This window comes from Enterobacter asburiae, from assembly GCA_011754535.1.
In the GTDB taxonomy this organism is placed as follows: Bacteria; Pseudomonadota; Gammaproteobacteria; order Enterobacterales; family Enterobacteriaceae; genus Enterobacter; species Enterobacter cloacae_N.
Genome location: JAAQVN010000001.1, coordinates 3800962 through 3817735 on the forward strand (window position 1 = coordinate 3800962; position 16774 = coordinate 3817735).

Consider the following 16774-nt stretch of genomic DNA (forward strand, 5'->3'; position numbering starts at 1 on the left):
GAACAACGATGCGACAGAGCGTACTTTTTGCTACAGCGTTTGCCACCCTTGTCTCCACCAGCGCGTTTGCCGCTGACCTGCCGGGTAAAGGCATTACCGTGCAGCCGGTGCAGAGCACCATTTCGGAAGAGAGCTTCCAGACCCTGATCGTCAGCCGCGCGCTGGAGAAGCTGGGCTATACGGTCAACACGCCGAGCGAAGTGGATTACAACGTGGGCTACACCTCGATTGCCTCCGGTGACGCCACCTTTACCGCGGTGAACTGGCAGCCGCTGCACGACGACATGTATGCCGCCGCCGGTGGCGACAAGAAATTCTATCGCGAAGGCACCTTCGTGACGGGTGCGGCGCAGGGTTATCTGATCGACAAGAAAACCGCCGATAAGTATCACATCACCAATATTGAACAGCTGAAAGATCCGAAGATCGCCAGACTGTTCGACACCAACGGTGACGGCAAGGCCGACATGATGGGCTGCTCGCCGGGCTGGGGCTGTGAGGCGGTGATTAACCACCAGAACAAAGCTTTCGATCTGGCGAAAACCGTCGACGTGAGCCACGGCAACTATTCAGCGATGATGGCCGACACCATTGCCCGCTTTAAAGAGGGGAAACCGGTGATCTACTATACCTGGACACCGTACTGGGTGAGCGACGTGCTGAAGCCGGGTAAAGACGTGGTGTGGCTGCAGGTACCGTTCTCCTCCCTGCCGGGCGAGCAGAAAGATATCGACACCAAACTGCCGAACGGCATGAACTACGGCTTCCCGGTGAACACCATGCATATCGTGGCTAATAAAGCCTGGGCGGAGAAAAACCCGTCGGCGGCGAAGCTGTTCTCGGTGATGAAGCTGCCGCTGGCGGATATCAACGCCCAGAATGCGATGATGCACGCGGGCAAATCCTCTGAGGCGGATGTGAAAGGCCACGTGGACGGCTGGATCAAAGCTCACCAGCAGCAGTTTGACGGCTGGGTGAAAGAGGCGCTTGAAGCGCAGAAGTAAAAACAACACCCCTCACCCTAACCCTCTCCCCGAAGGGGAGAGGGGACTTTATACACCCTCTCCCCTTCGGGGAGAGGGCCGGGGTGAGGGGCTCAAACCGCACCCAACCCAAACCGCACAAACACACACATAACAATCCCCCAACATTCACAATCATTGGTTATTATAGTTTCCGGAAAAATAATCACTTAACTAACGATTCCTGAAACCAATGACGAAAACAACTCAAGGGCTTAGTCCCGCACTCATCCTTTTGATGTCCGTGGCAACGGGTCTGGCAGTCGCCAGCAACTATTACGCGCAGCCTCTGCTCGATACTATCGCCCGCGCGTTTGACCTTTCCGCCAGCTCGGCAGGCTTTATCGTCACCGCCGCACAGCTTGGCTACGCCGCCGGGCTGCTGTTCCTGGTGCCGCTCGGTGATATGTTTGAACGCCGGATGCTGATTGTTTCGATGACGCTTCTGGCAGCAGGCGGCATGTTGATCACCGCCAGCAGCCAGTCGCTGACGATGATGATCGTCGGCACCGCGCTAACGGGACTGTTTTCCGTCGTCGCGCAAATTCTGGTGCCCCTCGCGGCAACCCTCGCCTCCCCGGAAAAACGCGGCAAGGTAGTGGGCACTATCATGAGCGGCCTGCTGCTCGGGATCCTGCTGGCGCGTACCGTTGCCGGGCTGCTGGCAAGCCTCGGCGGCTGGCGCACCGTTTACTGGGTGGCGAGCGTATTGATGGTGGTGATGGCGCTGGCGCTGTGGCGCGGGCTGCCGAAGGTGAAGCAGGAGAACCACCTGAATTACCCGCAGCTTCTGGCCTCCGTGTTTAGCCTGTTCACGCAGGATAAACTGCTGCGCACCCGCGCTCTGCTGGGGTGTCTAACCTTCGCTAACTTCAGCATTCTCTGGACGTCGATGGCATTTCTGCTCGCTGCACCGCCGTTTAACTATTCAGAAGGGGTGATTGGTCTGTTCGGCCTGGCCGGTGCCGCCGGTGCATTGGGCGCGCGCCCGGCAGGCGGGCTGGCCGACAAAGGCAAATCGCATATCACCACGACCGCCGGACTGGTTTTGCTTCTGCTCTCCTGGGCGGCTATCTGGTATGGACACGTCTCGGTGCTGGCGCTGATCGTCGGTATTCTGGTGCTGGATCTCACCGTACAGGGTGTGCATATCACCAACCAGACCGTGATTTACCGCGTGAAGCCCGAGGCGCGTAACCGCCTCACGGCCGGATACATGACCAGCTACTTCATTGGTGGGGCAGCAGGTTCGTTAATTTCAGCGTCGGCATGGCAGCACGCCGGCTGGTCAGGTGTGTGCGGAATTGGCGCAATCGTCGCCGCGCTTAACCTTGTTGTGTGGTGGCGCGGCTACCATCGTCAGGAAGCAATTCACTAAGTTTTACATTGCTTTGGGCCTCTTAGGGTGTAAAGGGGCCCGGCAGTCTGTTAATGTAAACGTAATCATTTATCCCAGAAATTTTAATGTGGGTGACATATCTACAATTGGCATGAATAGTTCAGACCCCCGTCCTCACATCCTCTCTTCAGCGGGTTCATACCCTACGCTTTCTGTGCTCACCGGGTCACGGACTTACCCGGCGCTTTCTGATGGTGGCATTCATTTGGCGGATATAACCGCACAAATAATCCATTTACATTATTTGTCACCATCGTTACTATATCGGCTGTAATTAATGAGGTTATGCCCAAAATGGATAGTTCGTTTACGCCCATTGAACAAATGCTTAAATTCCGCGCCAGTCGTCATGAGGACTTCCCGTATCAGGAGATCCTGCTGACCCGCCTGTGCATGCACATGCAGGGTAAGCTGCTGGAAAATCGTAATAAAATGCTGAAAGCTCAAGGGATTAACGAGACGTTGTTTATGGCGTTGATTACGCTGGAGTCTCAGGAAAACCACAGTATTCAGCCTTCTGAGCTGAGCTGCGCGCTGGGATCGTCCCGTACCAATGCGACCCGTATTGCTGATGAACTGGAAAAGCGCGGCTGGATTGAGCGCCGTGAAAGCGATAACGATCGCCGCTGCCTGCATCTGCAATTGACCGATAAAGGTCACCAGTTCCTGCGTGAGGTGCTGCCACCTCAGCACAATTGCCTGCACAAACTCTGGTCTGCCCTCAGCACCGCCGAGCGCGACCAGCTTGAGCACATCACTCGCAAGCTGCTCACCCGTCTGGACCAGATGGATGAAGAAGGCGCAGTTCTTGAGGCGCTGCGCTAACGCGACGACACGCTCAACAATCCAGATTTATAAAAGAAAACCGACAGGCCAGCACGTCACACTGCTGGCCTTTCTGACAACAGGTCGGCTCAGCCGATGTGAAAATAAGAAGATCGTGGAGAACAACAATGAGCGCAAATGCGGAGAGCACTACCCCGCAGCAACCGGCCAACAAGAAAGGCAAACGTAAAAGTGCCCTTCTTCTGTTGACCTTGCTCTTTATTATTACTGCCGTGGCATATGGGATCTATTGGTTTTTAGTATTGCGTCATGCAGAAGAGACTGACGACGCATACGTGGCAGGGAACCAGGTACAGATTATGGCGCAGGTGTCGGGCAGCGTGACGAAAGTCTGGGCTGACAATACCGACTTTGTGCAAAAAGGCGATGTGTTGGTGACCCTCGATCCAACCGATGCCCAGCAGGCCTTTGAGAAAGCCCAGACCGCGCTGGCCTCCAGCGTCCGTCAGACCCGCCAGCTGATGATCAACAGTAAGCAGCTGCAGGCCAACATCGACGTGCAGAAAACCGCGCTGGCGCAGGCGCAGAGCGACCTGAACCGCCGCGTTCCGCTCGGCACCGCCAACCTGATTGGCCGTGAAGAGCTGCAGCACGCGCGCGACGCGGTTGCCAGCGCTCAGGCACAGCTTGACGTGGCCATTCAGCAGTACAACGCCAACCAGGCGATGGTGCTCGGCACCAGCCTGGAAAACCAGCCCGCCGTGCAGCAGGCAGCGACCGAAGTGCGCAACGCGTGGCTTGCCCTGCAGCGTACTAAAATCGTCAGCCCGATGACCGGTTACGTCTCCCGCCGTTCCGTCCAGCCAGGAGCGCAGATTAGCCCAACCACGCCGCTGATGGCGGTCGTGCCGGCGGACAACCTGTGGGTAGACGCTAACTTTAAAGAGACGCAGCTTGCCCATATGCGTATCGGCCAGACCGCGACGGTCGTCAGCGACATCTACGGCGATGACGTGAAGTACACCGGGAAAGTGGTTGGCCTGGATATGGGGACCGGCAGCGCCTTCTCCCTGCTGCCTGCGCAGAACGCCACCGGTAACTGGATCAAAGTGGTTCAGCGTCTGCCCGTGCGTATCGAACTGGATGCCAAACAGCTGGCGGATCACCCGCTGCGTATCGGCCTCTCAACGCTTGTGACGGTCGATACCGCCAACCGCGACGGTCAAATCCTCGCAAGCCAGGTGCGAAGCACGCCGGCTTATGAAAGTAACGCCCGTGAAATTAGCCTCGATCCGGTCAACAAGCTGATCGATGACATCGTGAAGGCAAACGCCGGTTAATCCGAAGGTGAGCGTTATGCAACAGCAAAAGCCGCAAAAACCGCTGGAAGGCGCGCAGCTGGTCATTATGACCATCGCGCTGTCGCTGGCGACATTCATGCAGGTGCTGGACTCCACCATCGCAAACGTGGCGATCCCAACGATCGCCGGTAACCTTGGCTCGTCGCTGAGCCAGGGGACCTGGGTCATTACTTCGTTTGGGGTGGCAAACGCCATCTCCATTCCGATCACCGGCTGGCTGGCGAAGCGCGTCGGTGAGGTGAAGCTGTTCCTCTGGTCGACAATCCTGTTCGTGCTGGCCTCCTGGGCGTGCGGCATGTCCAGCAGCCTGACGATGCTGATCTTCTTCCGCGTCATTCAGGGGATTGTCGCCGGGCCGCTGATCCCGCTGTCCCAGAGTTTGCTGCTGAACAACTATCCGCCTGCCAAACGCTCCATCGCGCTGGCGCTGTGGTCGATGACCGTGATTGTCGCGCCGATTTGCGGGCCTATCCTCGGCGGCTATATCAGCGATAACTACCACTGGGGCTGGATCTTCTTCATCAACGTGCCCATCGGTGCGCTGGTGGTGCTGATGACGCTGCAGTCTCTGCGCGGTCGCGAAACGCGGACCGAACAGCGGCGCATTGACGGCATCGGGCTGGCGCTGCTGGTTGTCGGCATCGGTAGCCTGCAGATCATGCTCGACCGCGGTAAAGAGCTGGACTGGTTTGCTTCTACGGAAATCATCGTGCTGACGGTGGTCGCCGTGGTCGCCATTAGCTTCCTGATTGTCTGGGAGCTGACGGACGATAACCCGATAGTCGATCTCTCGCTCTTCAAATCGCGAAACTTCACTATCGGCTGTCTGTGTATCAGCCTCGCCTATATGCTCTACTTCGGCGCGATTGTTCTGCTGCCGCAGCTGCTGCAGGAGGTGTACGGTTATACCGCGACCTGGGCGGGGCTGGCGTCTGCGCCTGTCGGGTTAATACCGGTTCTGCTGTCGCCGATTATTGGCCGCTTTGCCCATAAGCTCGATATGCGCAGGCTGGTGACGTTCAGCTTCATTATGTACGCCGTGTGCTTCTACTGGCGCGCGTATACGTTCGAACCGGGAATGGACTTTGGCGCCTCCGCGTGGCCGCAGTTCATTCAGGGCTTTGCCGTGGCGTGCTTCTTTATGCCGCTGACCACCATTACGCTCTCCGGCTTGCCGCCCGAGCGCATGGCGGCAGCATCGAGCCTGTCGAACTTCACCCGTACGCTGGCGGGCTCTATCGGCACGTCGATCACCACCACGCTGTGGACCAACCGTGAATCGATGCACCATGCCCAGCTGACCGAAGCGGTGAACCCGTTCAACCCTAACGCTCAGCAGATGTACAGCCAGCTAGAGGGGATGGGGATGACGGAGCAGCAGGCCTCCGGCTGGATTGCCCAGCAGATCACTAACCAGGGGCTGATTATCTCGGCGAACGAGATTTTCTGGATATCGGCGGGGATCTTCATCGTCCTGCTGGGGCTGGTGTGGTTTGCTAAACCGCCGTTTGGCGCCGGTAGCGGCGGCGGTGGCGCGCACTAATTCGCGTTGTCCAGAACGCGACAGCGATTGTCAGTTTCGATAAAGCAGCGCTCCTGAAATCAATTCACGATAGTGAAAAGACAACAGGAGCGCATCATGCTGAACACACCCGCCGACAAATACCAACCCTATCCCACCGTTTCATTGCCCGACCGTCGCTGGCCGGAGCAACGCATCACTCGCGCGCCGCGCTGGCTCTCGACCGACTTACGCGACGGCAACCAGGCGCTTGCCGAGCCGATGGACAGCGCGCGCAAGCTGCAGTTCTGGGACCTGCTGCTGGGCTGCGGGTTTAAAGAAATAGAGGTGGCCTTCCCGTCCGCCTCGCAGACCGACTTCAACTTTGTGCGCCAGCTGATCGAAGAGAACCGCATCCCGGATGACGTCACGATTCAGGTGTTAACTCAGGCGCGGGAAGATCTCATTCATCGCACTTTCGAATCCCTGCGTGGCGCGAAGCAGGCGACCATCCACCTGTATAACGCCACCGCCCCGCTGTTCCGCCGCCTGGTATTCGGCATGGAGAAAGCGCAGATCGTCGAGCTGGCCACGCGCGCCACGCGCCTTATCCGCCAGCTGTGCGAAGAGAACCCGGATACCTGCTGGCAGTACGAGTACTCCCCGGAAACCTTCTGCTTTACCGAGCCGGAGTTTGCGCTGGAGATTTGTGAAGCCGTGGCGGAGATCTGGCAGCCGTGCGATGCGCGTCCGATGATTATCAACTTACCCGCCACCGTCGAGGTCAGCACGCCAAACGTCTATGCCGACCAAATTGAGTATTTCTGTCGCCACTTCAGCCGCCGCCGCGACGTCTGCATCAGCGTGCATCCGCATAATGACCGAGGTACCGGCGTTGCCAGCGCCGAGCTGGCCGTAATGGCGGGCGCGGACCGCGTGGAGGGCTGTCTGTTCGGCAACGGTGAACGCACGGGTAACGTCTGTCTGGTGACGCTGGCGATGAACCTCTACAGCCAGGGCATTAGCCCGAATCTGGATTTCAGCGACATGAACCGGGTGGTGGAAACGGTGGAAACCTGCAATCAGCTGCCGGTGCACCCGCGCCATCCGTGGGCAGGACGGCTGGCCTATACTGCCTTCTCCGGTTCGCACCAGGATGCCATCAAGAAAGGCTTTGATGCCCGCAGGCCTGGCGATCGCTGGGAGATGCCCTATCTGCCCGTTGATCCACAGGATATCGGCTGCACCTACGAAGCGGTGATCCGCGTGAACAGCCAGTCAGGAAAAAGCGGCAGCGCGTGGCTTATCGAGCAAAATCATGGGCTGAAACTGCCCCGCGCCCTGCAGCAGGATTTCAGCCAGCACGTGCAGCAGGAAACCGACCGCCACGGAAAAGAGATGACGCAGAACGCGCTTTGGCAGCTGTTCCGCACCCGCTACGGGCTGGTGACCACGCCGCAGTTTGCGCTGCAATCCTACCGCAGTGAGGGCCAGCAGGATGGCCAGCTGCGGCTGACGGCAAGCGTCGTCACGCAGGGGGGAACCCGTCAGTTGGAGGGTCAGGGTAACGGGCTGCTCTCCGCTGCCGCTCAGGGTTTAAGCCGCTGGGTCAACGCGCCGTTTGTGATTAAGGATTATCACGAGCATACGCTGGGCGAACGCAGCGACAGCCGCTCGGTGGCCTATATTCGCTGCCTGTTCCAGGACGGCACCAGCAGCTGGGGCGTGGGCATTGACAGCGACGTGGCGCGCGCGTCGCTTCAGGCTCTGTTTAACGCGGTTAGTCGTTCTTAAAGTAATCGCTGGGTGAAAGGCCCATCACCCGGCGGAACATTGCCGTAAAGGCGCTGTGGCTGCCATATCCCAGATCCAGCGCCACGCGTAATACCGGCTGGCCCTGCGCCAGCCGCACTAAGGCTTCCAGCAGACGCGCCCTTCTCAACCACTCGCCGTAGCTTAACCCCGTCTGCTGCTGAAAATGGCGGTTCAGGGTGCGCTCGCTCATGCCGAGCAGGCTCGCGCTCTGTTGACCGCTCCAGCTTTCACCTGGTGCCTGACGGACCTGCCGACACAGCTGGCGTAACGCCTCACTTTCCGGCTCCGGCAGGTGAAACGGCAGCACCGGCATAGTGCGAATTTCATCCAGAATGAGCTCATAGACGCGCTCATCCCGGCTTCCCGGTGAGTACGATTCAGGTAAAGTAAGGGAGACGAGGATAAGCTCGCGCAACAGCGGCGCGATCTGCACGATCTGGCAGGTGGCCGGGAGATCGGCCCGCGCCAGCGGATCGACAAACAGCGTTCGCGCTGCAACGTTGCCGGTGATGCGAAGCGAGTGCTGTGTTCCCGCCGGTAGCCAGACGCCGCGCCCGGGAGGAACAACCCAACAGCCTGATGCCGTATCGACCCGCACGACGCCCGTCAGGCTGTGCAGCAGCTGCGCGCAGTCGTGCTCGTGCCACGGCTCGCTGTCGCCGTGAACGTAATCATGGGCAAACGGAACGAGGGGACGATGGGTAAAGGAGAACGTAGAGGTTGTGGTCATGGGGTTAAACCACCCTCACCCTACCCTCTCCCGGTGGGAGAGGGAAAAGGTGCACTAGATGTGCAGCTCCTGCAGTTTTTCTTTTGGCAGGGCCAGCTCTTCGTTGCTGTTCACGCGAACGTCACGCTCGATGATGTGACGGGCGATGTCCTGCGCTTCTTCCAGAGAGTGCATCTGGTAAGTTCCGCACTGGTAAACGTTCAGCTCAGGGATCTGGTTCTGCTCTTTCACCTTCAGCACGTCTTCCATGGCCGCTTTCCACGCATCGGCGACGCGTTTCTCTTCCGGCTGACCAATCAGGCTCATGTAAAAGCCGGTACGGCAGCCCATCGGAGAAATGTCGATGATCTCAACGCCGTTGCCGTTCAGGTGGTCACGCATGAAACCGGCGAACAGGTGTTCCAGAGTGTGAATGCCTTTCTCCGGCATCACTTCTTTATTCGGCACGCAGAAGCGCAGATCGAAGACGGTGATCGTGTCGCCGTGCGGGGTATGCATGGTCTTCGCCACGCGGACTGCAGGTGCTTCCATACGGGTATGGTCGACAGTAAAGCTATCTAATAACGGCATACGTCACCTCCGATAGTGATTTTTTTTAAAATAAACTGAACTCTTCTACAGAACGCGCGTCTGAGTATATGAAAGACGCGCATTTGTTATCATCATCCCTGAATTCAGAGATGTATATTTTGGCCACAGCGATGTGGCCTTTTTCTTTTCTGCTTAAGCCTGCTTCGCCAGAAACGCCTCAAACGACTCGGTATCCGCCGCTTCAACCTCTTTCTGACGCACAACGGACGCCTCGCGCTCCGCGACAAAATCCGCTTCGCTCAGCACTTCTAACGGCTCCTGCATCAGCATCTCACGGTACTCCGCTGAGAGTGAACGCCCCGTGCCGCCAATGCCCTGATCAATCATAGAACGCAGAATGCGCGCAGAGAACGTCAGTTCCGGATTATCAAAACTTTCCACCAGTTGGTCGCAGATCTGTTGATACGCGTCGCCGCCGTCGATGCTGTCCATTGTCCGGGCAACACGCTTCAGGTCGTGGAACAGATCTTTACCCACCTTAGCCAGCGGGAACTGCGCCGTTTCGCAGCCAATGCCTAACGTCAGGCCAGGCTTGCGCCCTTCCAGAATTACGCGGTTCCAGTTCGTGCGCGTACAAAGCAATTCGTCTGAACTCATTTCCGGCGCATCCGCCAGCGCGCACCAGACCATAAACAGATCCAGGAAGCGAACCTGCTGCTCGTCAACGCCAATCGGTGAGAACGGGTTGATATCCAGCGAGCGCACTTCAATGTATTCAATGCCGCCGCGCTGCAGCGCATCCGACGGCGTTTCTCCGCTGCGCGTCACGCGCTTCGGACGAATTGGCGCATACAGTTCGTTTTCAATCTGCAATACGTTACTGTTGATTTGCAGGCGCTTTCCGTCTTTTTCGAGGCCGAATTTCGCGTACTCTTCCGACGGGGTTTTGATCGCCCGCTTCAATCCTGCCACATATTCGTGCAATTCGTTAAACGTAATACCGAGATTGCTTTGCGATTTATTGGTATAGCCCAGATCGCTCATGCGCAGAGAAGTCGCGTACGGGAGATAGTACATTCCGCACTCCGTCTTTTCGAACGGCAGCGTGGTCGGTTTCCCCTGCAGGAACGATGAGCAAATGGCAGGCGACGCGCCAAACAGATACGGAATCACCCAGCCGAAACGGTAATAGTTGCGAATCAGACGGAAATAACCGGCGGAGATCGCTTCTTTATCCGTTTCTCCCCCCTTCGCCTGCCAAAACGCCATCGGCAAAGAGAAATTGTAGTGCACGCCAGAGATAGTCTGCATGAGTGCGCCGTAGCGATTTTTCAGACCTTCGCGATAGAGCGTTTTCAGCCGGCCAATGTTTGACGTGCCGTACTGCGCCAGCTCAATCTCCTGGCCCTGCTCGATATAGCACGGCATGCTGAGCGGCCACATGCGCTCATCGCCAAGATTGCGCGCGGTGTAGCGATGGATATCGCGCAGGATCGTCAGCATATGATCGATATCGCCGTCCACCGGCGTAATGAACTCCAGCAGCGCTTCAGCGAAATCGGTTGTGATCCATTTATGTGTCAGCGCCGAGCCTAACGCCTTCGGGTGACCCGTCGTCGCTAAGCTACCGTCCGCGTTAACGCGCAGCGTTTCACGCTCAAGACCACGCTGAATACCCTTCAGAGCCTGAGGGTGGTTTTCCAGCCAGGCCAGCGCCTGAGATACGTCCGGGATCAATTTGACCTCCCGCCTGTCAAAGTAATGTTACTCAGCATAATTGTAATGGTTGACGATTGAAGGTCGCGTATTCATTCCACCAATTAGTGCCACCACGTCATACCCTGTAGTGTTGCCCACGCCACGAGAACATAGCGCAACGCCTTGCCAAGGCACAAAAAAAAGAGCACCGGTCCCCAGGAGATGCGCATCCATCCCGCCAGCAGACACAGTAAATCGCCTATTACAGGCATCCAGCTTAATAACAGCGTGGCAGCGCCATAGCGTTTTAGCCAGCCGACTGCCTTTTCCTGCCAGCGCGACTTTTCGCGCAGCGGAAAGAAACGCCCAAGAATAACGTTAGTCAGCCCTCCAAGGCTATTACCCATTGTTGCTATTAATACAAGCAGCCAGGGCTGACTGACGCCGGACAACAGCATCGCCACCAGCACCACTTCCGAATTTCCCGGTAACAGCGTGGCGCTTAGAAAACTGCTGGCGAATAATGAGGCAAGTGACAGCGCGTCACTCACAGCAAGCGCACATCCACCGCATCCATTCCGGCATCACGCGCGGCCTGAATACCGAAATCGGCATCTTCAAACACGACGCATTTTGCCGCCGGTACGCCCATTAATTCTGCGCAGAGCAGAAAGGTGTCCGGTGCGGGCTTGTGATTTTTAACATGATCGGCGGCAACCACGGCAGAAAAATAGTGGCGCAGGCCAAGATGGTTGAGCAACGCTTCTGCTATCGCGCTCTCGCTGCCCGTACCGACAGACATCGGGCGACGCCCGTGCCACTCTTTTACCACATCAATCAGTGGCAGAGGGCGTACGGTATCTAAAAGCATGGCTTTTACCGCATCGGTTTTTTCACGCGCGAGAAGGTGTGGGTCGAGATCGGCCTGATTCAGTTCAATCACGGCCTGCGCAATACGCCAGGTAGGGGATCCGTTGAGGGCAATCATCGCCTGAAGGTCGAAACGTATGCCGTAGCGGCCAAGGACCTCGGTCCAGGCTTGACGATGCGTGGGTTCGGTATCCAGGATGGTGCCATCCATGTCGAAGATCAAACCGTCATACTGTGCGTACATCGTGCTCTCGCTAAACGATTAACAAAGCATTACTTTATCGTAAAAGGTGGTTTTTGTCGCTGATTGCGAAATGATAACAACGAGAGTGATTAAGAACTAAACATCGAAGGGAAAGGCAGAAGAGATGGTGCATCCGGGAGGATTCGAACCTCCGACCGCTCGGTTCGTAGCCGAGTACTCTATCCAGCTGAGCTACGGATGCATCGGGAAATGCTTTTAGAAACAGTAAATGGTGCATCCGGGAGGATTACTCGGCTGCGCCTCGCCCTGCAGGCCGTTGCTGAAGCAACGTTATCCTCCCTGGTACTCGCGATTAACTCGCAGACCTTGAAACAACAGCGTGGCTATTATCTCGGAGAATATGGTGCATCCGGGAGGATTCGAACCTCCGACCGCTCGGTTCGTAGCCGAGTACTCTATCCAGCTGAGCTACGGATGCATCAGGGTACTGCTTTCAGAAATAGTAAATGGTGCATCCGGGAGGATTCGAACCTCCGACCGCTCGGTTCGTAGCCGAGTACTCTATCCAGCTGAGCTACGGATGCATCGGGATTTACTACTGTACTGCTCGATATTCATATCACTTCTAAAGCAATATGAAGTAATAGATGGTGCATCCGGGAGGATTCGAACCTCCGACCGCTCGGTTCGTAGCCGAGTACTCTATCCAGCTGAGCTACGGATGCAAAATGGCGGTGAGGCGGGGATTCGAACCCCGGATGCAGCTTTTGACCGCATACTCCCTTAGCAGGGGAGCGCCTTCAGCCTCTCGGCCACCTCACCACACAACGCCTCTTTCGAGTGCTTCGAGTTACTCGTTAAGAGCTTCTCGTCGCTGCGTGGCGCATATATTACTTTCTGGGACTTATAAGTCAAACAATTTTCCAAAAGCTTTTATCGTTTGCACAAATCACACGCAATTCGCATGTAAAAGCCGCAAAGAGGGTGTTTTATAAGCGGATTTTGCAGGCAACGCCACAGAAAACATCTGACGAAATGGCGGTGTTGAGACGAGTTAAGGGCAACGTAGTGGTTAAAAAGAGAGCGATTGAAATTAAACGGTAACTTTAAGCAGGAAAAATAGCGGGAGGGTTGCGTCTCGCCCGACAGCGAGACGCGACAATATCAGTAACTGGACTGCTGGGATTTTTCAGCCTGGATACGCTGGTAGATCTCTTCACGGTGGACAGATACTTCTTTAGGAGCGTTAACACCAATACGTACCTGGTTACCCTTTACCCCTAAAACTGTCACGGTGACCTCATCCCCAATCATGAGGGTCTCACCAACTCGACGAGTCAGAATCAGCATTCTTTGCTCCTTGAAAGATTAAAAGAGTCGGGTCTCTTGTATCCCGGCATTATCCATCATATAACGCCAAAAAGTAAGCGATGACAAACACGTAAAGTGTAAGCAGTCACGGCATCACATTCTGTTAAACGTAAGTTTAGCCGATATACACAAACTCAACCTGACTTTATCGTTATCGATAGCACAGTGAACAAGACGCCATAACGTTACCGCTATGGCGTCTGATTGTGCTTTGTAGTTATTACAATTTCGCGCTCACCCAGCTTTCAACGCTGGCTAATGCTGCAGGAAGTGCCGCCGCATCCGTACCACCGGCTTGCGCCATGTCCGGACGACCGCCACCCTTACCGCCCACCTGCTTGGCGACCATACCAATCAGTTCCCCTGCTTTAACGCGGTCGGTCACATCCTTAGAGACGCCCGCAATCAGAGAAACCTTACCTTCTGCCACCGTCGCCAGCACGATAACCGTTGAACCAAGCTGGTTCTTCAGATCGTCGACCATAGTACGCAGCATCTTAGGCTCCACGCCCGCCAGATCGCTGACCAGCAGTTTGACGCCCTTAATGTCTACCGCTTTGCTGGAGAGGTTTGCACTCTCCTGCGCCGCAGCCTGTTCTTTCAGCTGCTGAAGTTCTTTTTCCAGCTGACGGGTACGATCCAGCGCAACGCGCACTTTCTCGCTCAGGTTCTGGCTATCGCCTTTCAGCAGCTGCGCGATGTCGTGCAGCTGATCGCTCTGCGCATGCAGGCTGGCGATTGCGCCTTCACCGGTTACCGCTTCAATACGACGCACACCTGCCGCCGTACCGGATTCGGAAACAATGCGGAACAGGCCGATGTCACCGGTGCGCGAGGCGTGAGTACCGCCGCACAGCTCGGTAGAGAAGTCACCCATGCTCAGCACGCGAACGCGCTCGTCATATTTCTCGCCAAACAGCGCCATCGCACCTTTTTTCTTCGCGTCCTCAAGATCCATGATGTGGGTCTCGATTGGCAGGTTACGACGGATCTGCGCGTTCACCAGGTCTTCCACCGCGCGGATTTCAGACGGTTTCATCGCTTCAAAATGCGAGAAGTCGAAACGCAGCACCTTGTCGTTAACCAGAGAACCTTTCTGTGCAACGTGGGTGCCCAGCACGTCGCGCAGAGCAGCGTGCATCAGGTGGGTTGCAGAGTGGTTCAGGCGAATACGCGCGCGGCGTGCTTCATCAACGTTAGCCTGTACGCCCTCGCCCACTTTCAGAGAACCGGAAACCAGTTTGCCCTGGTGACCAATCGCCTGACCGTATTTCTGGGTGTCGCTTACGCTGAAGCTAAAGCCGTTGCCTTTCAGTTCGCCTTTATCGCCAACCTGGCCACCGGATTCCGCATAGAACGGGGTTTTGTCCAGAATGACGACGGCTTCCTGGCCCGCGCTGATGCTGTCTACGGCTTTACCGTCAACAAACAGGGCGGTCACTTTGCCGGTCAGTTCCAGCGCTTCATAACCTTTAAATTCAGACGCGCTATCAACGCGGATCATCGCGTTGTAGTCTGCACCGAAACCGCTGGATTCACGCGCACGGCGACGCTGCTCTTCCATCGCGGCTTCAAAGCCTGCTTCATCAACCTTGATGTTGCGCTCGCGGCAAACGTCCGCCGTCAGGTCAACCGGGAAGCCGTAGGTATCGTACAGGCGGAAAGCGGTTTCGCCGTCCAGCGTGTCGCCCTTAAGCTTCGCCAGCTCTTCGTCCAGCAGCGCCAGGCCGCGCTCCAGCGTACGGGCAAACTGCTCTTCTTCGGTTTTCAGAACCTGCTCAACCTGCGCCTGCTGGCGTTTCAGCTCGTCACCGGCTGAACCCATCACGCCAATCAGCGGCCCAACGAGTTTGTAGAAGAAGGTGTCCTTCGCGCCCAGCATGTTGCCGTGACGGATCGCACGACGAATGATGCGACGCAGCACGTAGCCACGGTTTTCATTCGACGGAATAACGCCGTCAGCAATCAGGAACGCACAGGAACGAATATGGTCTGCGATAACGCGCAGCGATTTGTTGTTCAGATCGGTCGCGCCGGTCACTTCTGCAACGGCTTTGATCAGGGTGCTGAACAGGTCAATCTCGTAGTTGGAGTTAACGTGCTGCAGAACCGCGGCGATACGCTCCAGGCCCATACCGGTATCAACGGACGGCTTCGGCAGCGGCTCCATGGTGCCGTCAGCCTGACGGTTGAACTGCATGAAGACGATGTTCCAGATCTCAATATAGCGATCGCCGTCTTCTTCCGGGCTACCTGGAGGGCCGCCCCAGATGTGGTCGCCATGATCGTAGAAGACCTCGGTGCACGGACCGCAAGGACCGGTATCACCCATCTGCCAGAAGTTATCAGACGCATATGGCGCGCCTTTGTTATCACCGATGCGAATAATACGCTCGCGCGGGATACCGACCTCTTTTTCCCAGATTTCGAACGCTTCGTCATCGGTTTCATAGACGGTAACCCACAGACGCTCTTTCGGCAGGTTGAACCAGTTTTCACCGGTTAACAGTTCCCACGCATATTGAATGGCATCGTGTTTGAAGTAGTCGCCGAAGCTGAAGTTACCCAGCATTTCGAAGAAGGTGTGGTGACGCGCGGTGTAACCGACGTTTTCCAGGTCGTTGTGTTTACCGCCCGCACGCACGCAACGCTGTGAGGTTGTAGCGCGGGAATAATTACGCTTGTCGAGACCAAGGAACACATCCTTGAACTGGTTCATCCCGGCGTTGGTAAACAGCAGAGTCGGATCGTTGTTCGGTACCAGGGAGCTGCTGGCAACAACCTGGTGTCCCTTACTATGGAAAAAATCGAGAAACGCCTGACGGATCTCAGCGGTGCTCTTGCTCATAATTATCCTGAAATCAAGCTAACGAAATGTCGTAGCCAGCCTGTATCGGTAAACCGTTGGACAGACCAGCTACTGGAAAAAGTGGGAATAAGATAAGTTTTCTTTAGTGGGAAGTAAAATCCCGCATGCGTTCAATCGGCAAAATTACGCCAGATATCCTGAATATCTTCCATCAGAAAGCCGCGGTAGAGCAAAAAGCGCTGGATTTTGACTTTTTCTGAAAATTCACGCGGCAGCGGTTCGCCGTATTTACGAATAGCCTGCTCTTTTGCCAGCTCGCACCAGTCGGTGTCGCTTTCGCGCATCGCTTTTTCGATGGACTCCCTGGCTACCCCTTTCTGGTTCAGCTCCTGCCGGATGCGCGCGGGCCCATACCCTTTACGGCCGCGGCTGGCGAGAAAGCGCGAGGCAAAGCGGTCATCGTCCAGGTAATGATGCTCATAGCACCAGGCCACCACGCGGTCGTAGTCTTCCGCAGTGGCATCAATCTCTTCCGGCCCGTTTTTGCTCATGACGGGCGCTGACAGCTTCCGCCGCAGCTCCTGCTCACTGTGGTCGCGCACGGCGAGAATGCGTACCGCACGGTCCAGCAAGCGCGCGTAGGCGGGTCGACGTGATGTCGGTTCACTCATAAAAA

At 56.4% G+C, this 16774-nt stretch carries 14 protein-coding genes, 5 tRNA genes and 1 pseudogene; 6 read left to right on the top strand and 14 right to left on the bottom strand.

From position 1 onward, the window contains the following. Positions 1–8 precede the first annotated feature (8 nt). Together proX and HBM95_17970 are read left to right on the top strand one after the other, a co-directional pair. Positions 9–1004 carry a glycine betaine/L-proline ABC transporter substrate-binding protein ProX gene (gene proX / locus HBM95_17965; protein ID NIH44800.1) on the top strand — a complete coding sequence of 332 codons (996 nt, stop codon included), beginning with the start codon at positions 9–11 and terminating at the stop codon, positions 1002–1004. A 211-nt stretch (positions 1005–1215) separates the two neighbouring features. Continuing rightward, positions 1216–2400, top strand: coding sequence for an MFS transporter (locus HBM95_17970; protein NIH44801.1), 1185 nt, complete (start codon positions 1216–1218; stop codon positions 2398–2400). A gap of 263 nt (positions 2401–2663) precedes the next feature. Here HBM95_17970 and HBM95_17975 read toward each other — a convergent pair. Then, positions 2664–2745 (bottom strand): annotated as a pseudogene (locus tag HBM95_17975) (hypothetical protein). On the opposite strand from HBM95_17975, the gene mprA reads away from it, so the two are divergent. The 4 genes from mprA (at position 2716) to leuA (ending at position 7863) form a co-directional block, all read left to right on the top strand. Continuing rightward, positions 2716–3246 (top strand): transcriptional repressor MprA, encoded by a 531-nt coding sequence (gene mprA / locus HBM95_17980; GenBank protein NIH44802.1) that lies wholly within the window; start codon positions 2716–2718, stop codon positions 3244–3246. The pseudogene HBM95_17975 and the gene mprA overlap by 30 nt on opposite strands. 128 nt (positions 3247–3374) lie before the next feature. Then, positions 3375–4547 (top strand): multidrug efflux MFS transporter periplasmic adaptor subunit EmrA, encoded by a 1173-nt coding sequence (emrA, locus tag HBM95_17985; protein ID NIH44803.1) that lies wholly within the window; start codon positions 3375–3377, stop codon positions 4545–4547. Between the two features lie 16 nt (positions 4548–4563). Continuing rightward, a complete protein-coding gene (gene emrB, locus HBM95_17990; GenBank protein ID NIH44804.1) occupies positions 4564–6111 on the top strand; it encodes a multidrug efflux MFS transporter permease subunit EmrB in 1548 nt (515 codons plus the stop codon). A 96-nt stretch (positions 6112–6207) separates the two neighbouring features. Further along, complete coding sequence (gene leuA / locus HBM95_17995) at positions 6208–7863, top strand: 2-isopropylmalate synthase (protein ID NIH44805.1); 1656 nt, start codon at positions 6208–6210, stop codon at positions 7861–7863. Here the strand turns inward: leuA and HBM95_18000 are convergent. The 13 genes from HBM95_18000 to recX all read right to left on the bottom strand — a co-directional run bounded on the left by HBM95_18000 (position 7850) and on the right by recX (position 16769). After that, complete coding sequence (locus HBM95_18000; protein NIH44806.1) at positions 7850–8614, bottom strand: AraC family transcriptional regulator; 765 nt, start codon at positions 8612–8614, stop codon at positions 7850–7852. The genes leuA and HBM95_18000 overlap by 14 nt on opposite strands. 54 nt (positions 8615–8668) lie before the next feature. Further along, a complete protein-coding gene (luxS, locus tag HBM95_18005; protein NIH44807.1) occupies positions 8669–9184 on the bottom strand; it encodes an S-ribosylhomocysteine lyase in 516 nt (171 codons plus the stop codon). A gap of 153 nt (positions 9185–9337) precedes the next feature. Continuing rightward, complete coding sequence (gene gshA / locus HBM95_18010; protein ID NIH44808.1) at positions 9338–10882, bottom strand: glutamate--cysteine ligase; 1545 nt, start codon at positions 10880–10882, stop codon at positions 9338–9340. An 83-nt stretch (positions 10883–10965) separates the two neighbouring features. Then, positions 10966–11394 carry a DedA family protein gene (locus HBM95_18015; GenBank protein NIH44809.1) on the bottom strand — a complete coding sequence of 143 codons (429 nt, stop codon included), beginning with the start codon at positions 11392–11394 and terminating at the stop codon, positions 10966–10968. Next, complete coding sequence (gene yqaB / locus HBM95_18020) at positions 11391–11957, bottom strand: fructose-1-phosphate/6-phosphogluconate phosphatase (GenBank protein NIH44810.1); 567 nt, start codon at positions 11955–11957, stop codon at positions 11391–11393. Before yqaB ends, HBM95_18015 begins: the two co-directional genes overlap by 4 nt. Positions 11958–12082: 125 nt before the next feature. Then, positions 12083–12159: transfer RNA gene (locus tag HBM95_18025), tRNA-Arg, on the bottom strand. Positions 12160–12319: 160 nt separating this feature from the next. Then, positions 12320–12396 (bottom strand) — tRNA-Arg (locus HBM95_18030). A 29-nt stretch (positions 12397–12425) separates the two neighbouring features. Further along, positions 12426–12502 (bottom strand) — tRNA-Arg (locus tag HBM95_18035). 64 nt (positions 12503–12566) lie between these two features. Next, positions 12567–12643, bottom strand: a tRNA-Arg gene (locus tag HBM95_18040). 4 nt (positions 12644–12647) lie between these two features. Beyond that, positions 12648–12740, bottom strand: a tRNA-Ser gene (locus HBM95_18045). A gap of 342 nt (positions 12741–13082) precedes the next feature. Beyond that, positions 13083–13268, bottom strand: a complete 186-nt coding sequence (gene csrA / locus HBM95_18050; protein ID NIH44811.1) for a carbon storage regulator CsrA — start codon at positions 13266–13268, stop codon at positions 13083–13085. 241 nt (positions 13269–13509) lie between these two features. Beyond that, complete coding sequence (alaS, locus tag HBM95_18055) at positions 13510–16137, bottom strand: alanine--tRNA ligase (GenBank protein ID NIH44812.1); 2628 nt, start codon at positions 16135–16137, stop codon at positions 13510–13512. Positions 16138–16268: 131 nt separating this feature from the next. Then, positions 16269–16769: a recombination regulator RecX gene (gene recX, locus HBM95_18060; protein NIH44813.1), complete on the bottom strand. Its 501-nt coding sequence runs from the start codon at positions 16767–16769 to the stop codon at positions 16269–16271. Between the last annotated feature and the right edge of the window lie 5 nt (positions 16770–16774).

Excerpts from the sequence above, each read along its gene's own strand:
- proX (NIH44800.1), top strand. The coding sequence starts at position 9 with ATGCGACAGAGCGTACTTTTTGCTACAGCGTTTGCCACCCTTGTCTCC.
- HBM95_17970 (NIH44801.1), top strand. The coding sequence starts at position 1,216 with ATGACGAAAACAACTCAAGGGCTTAGTCCCGCACTCATCCTTTTGATG.
- mprA (NIH44802.1), top strand. The coding sequence starts at position 2,716 with ATGGATAGTTCGTTTACGCCCATTGAACAAATGCTTAAATTCCGCGCC.
- emrA (NIH44803.1), top strand. The coding sequence starts at position 3,375 with ATGAGCGCAAATGCGGAGAGCACTACCCCGCAGCAACCGGCCAACAAG.
- emrB (NIH44804.1), top strand. The coding sequence starts at position 4,564 with ATGCAACAGCAAAAGCCGCAAAAACCGCTGGAAGGCGCGCAGCTGGTC.
- leuA (NIH44805.1), top strand. The coding sequence starts at position 6,208 with ATGCTGAACACACCCGCCGACAAATACCAACCCTATCCCACCGTTTCA.
- HBM95_18000 (NIH44806.1), bottom strand. The coding sequence starts at position 8,614 with ATGACCACAACCTCTACGTTCTCCTTTACCCATCGTCCCCTCGTTCCG.
- luxS (NIH44807.1), bottom strand. The coding sequence starts at position 9,184 with ATGCCGTTATTAGATAGCTTTACTGTCGACCATACCCGTATGGAAGCA.
- yqaB (NIH44810.1), bottom strand. The coding sequence starts at position 11,957 with ATGTACGCACAGTATGACGGTTTGATCTTCGACATGGATGGCACCATC.
- csrA (NIH44811.1), bottom strand. The coding sequence starts at position 13,268 with ATGCTGATTCTGACTCGTCGAGTTGGTGAGACCCTCATGATTGGGGAT.
- alaS (NIH44812.1), bottom strand. The coding sequence starts at position 16,137 with ATGAGCAAGAGCACCGCTGAGATCCGTCAGGCGTTTCTCGATTTTTTC.
- recX (NIH44813.1), bottom strand. The coding sequence starts at position 16,769 with ATGAGTGAACCGACATCACGTCGACCCGCCTACGCGCGCTTGCTGGAC.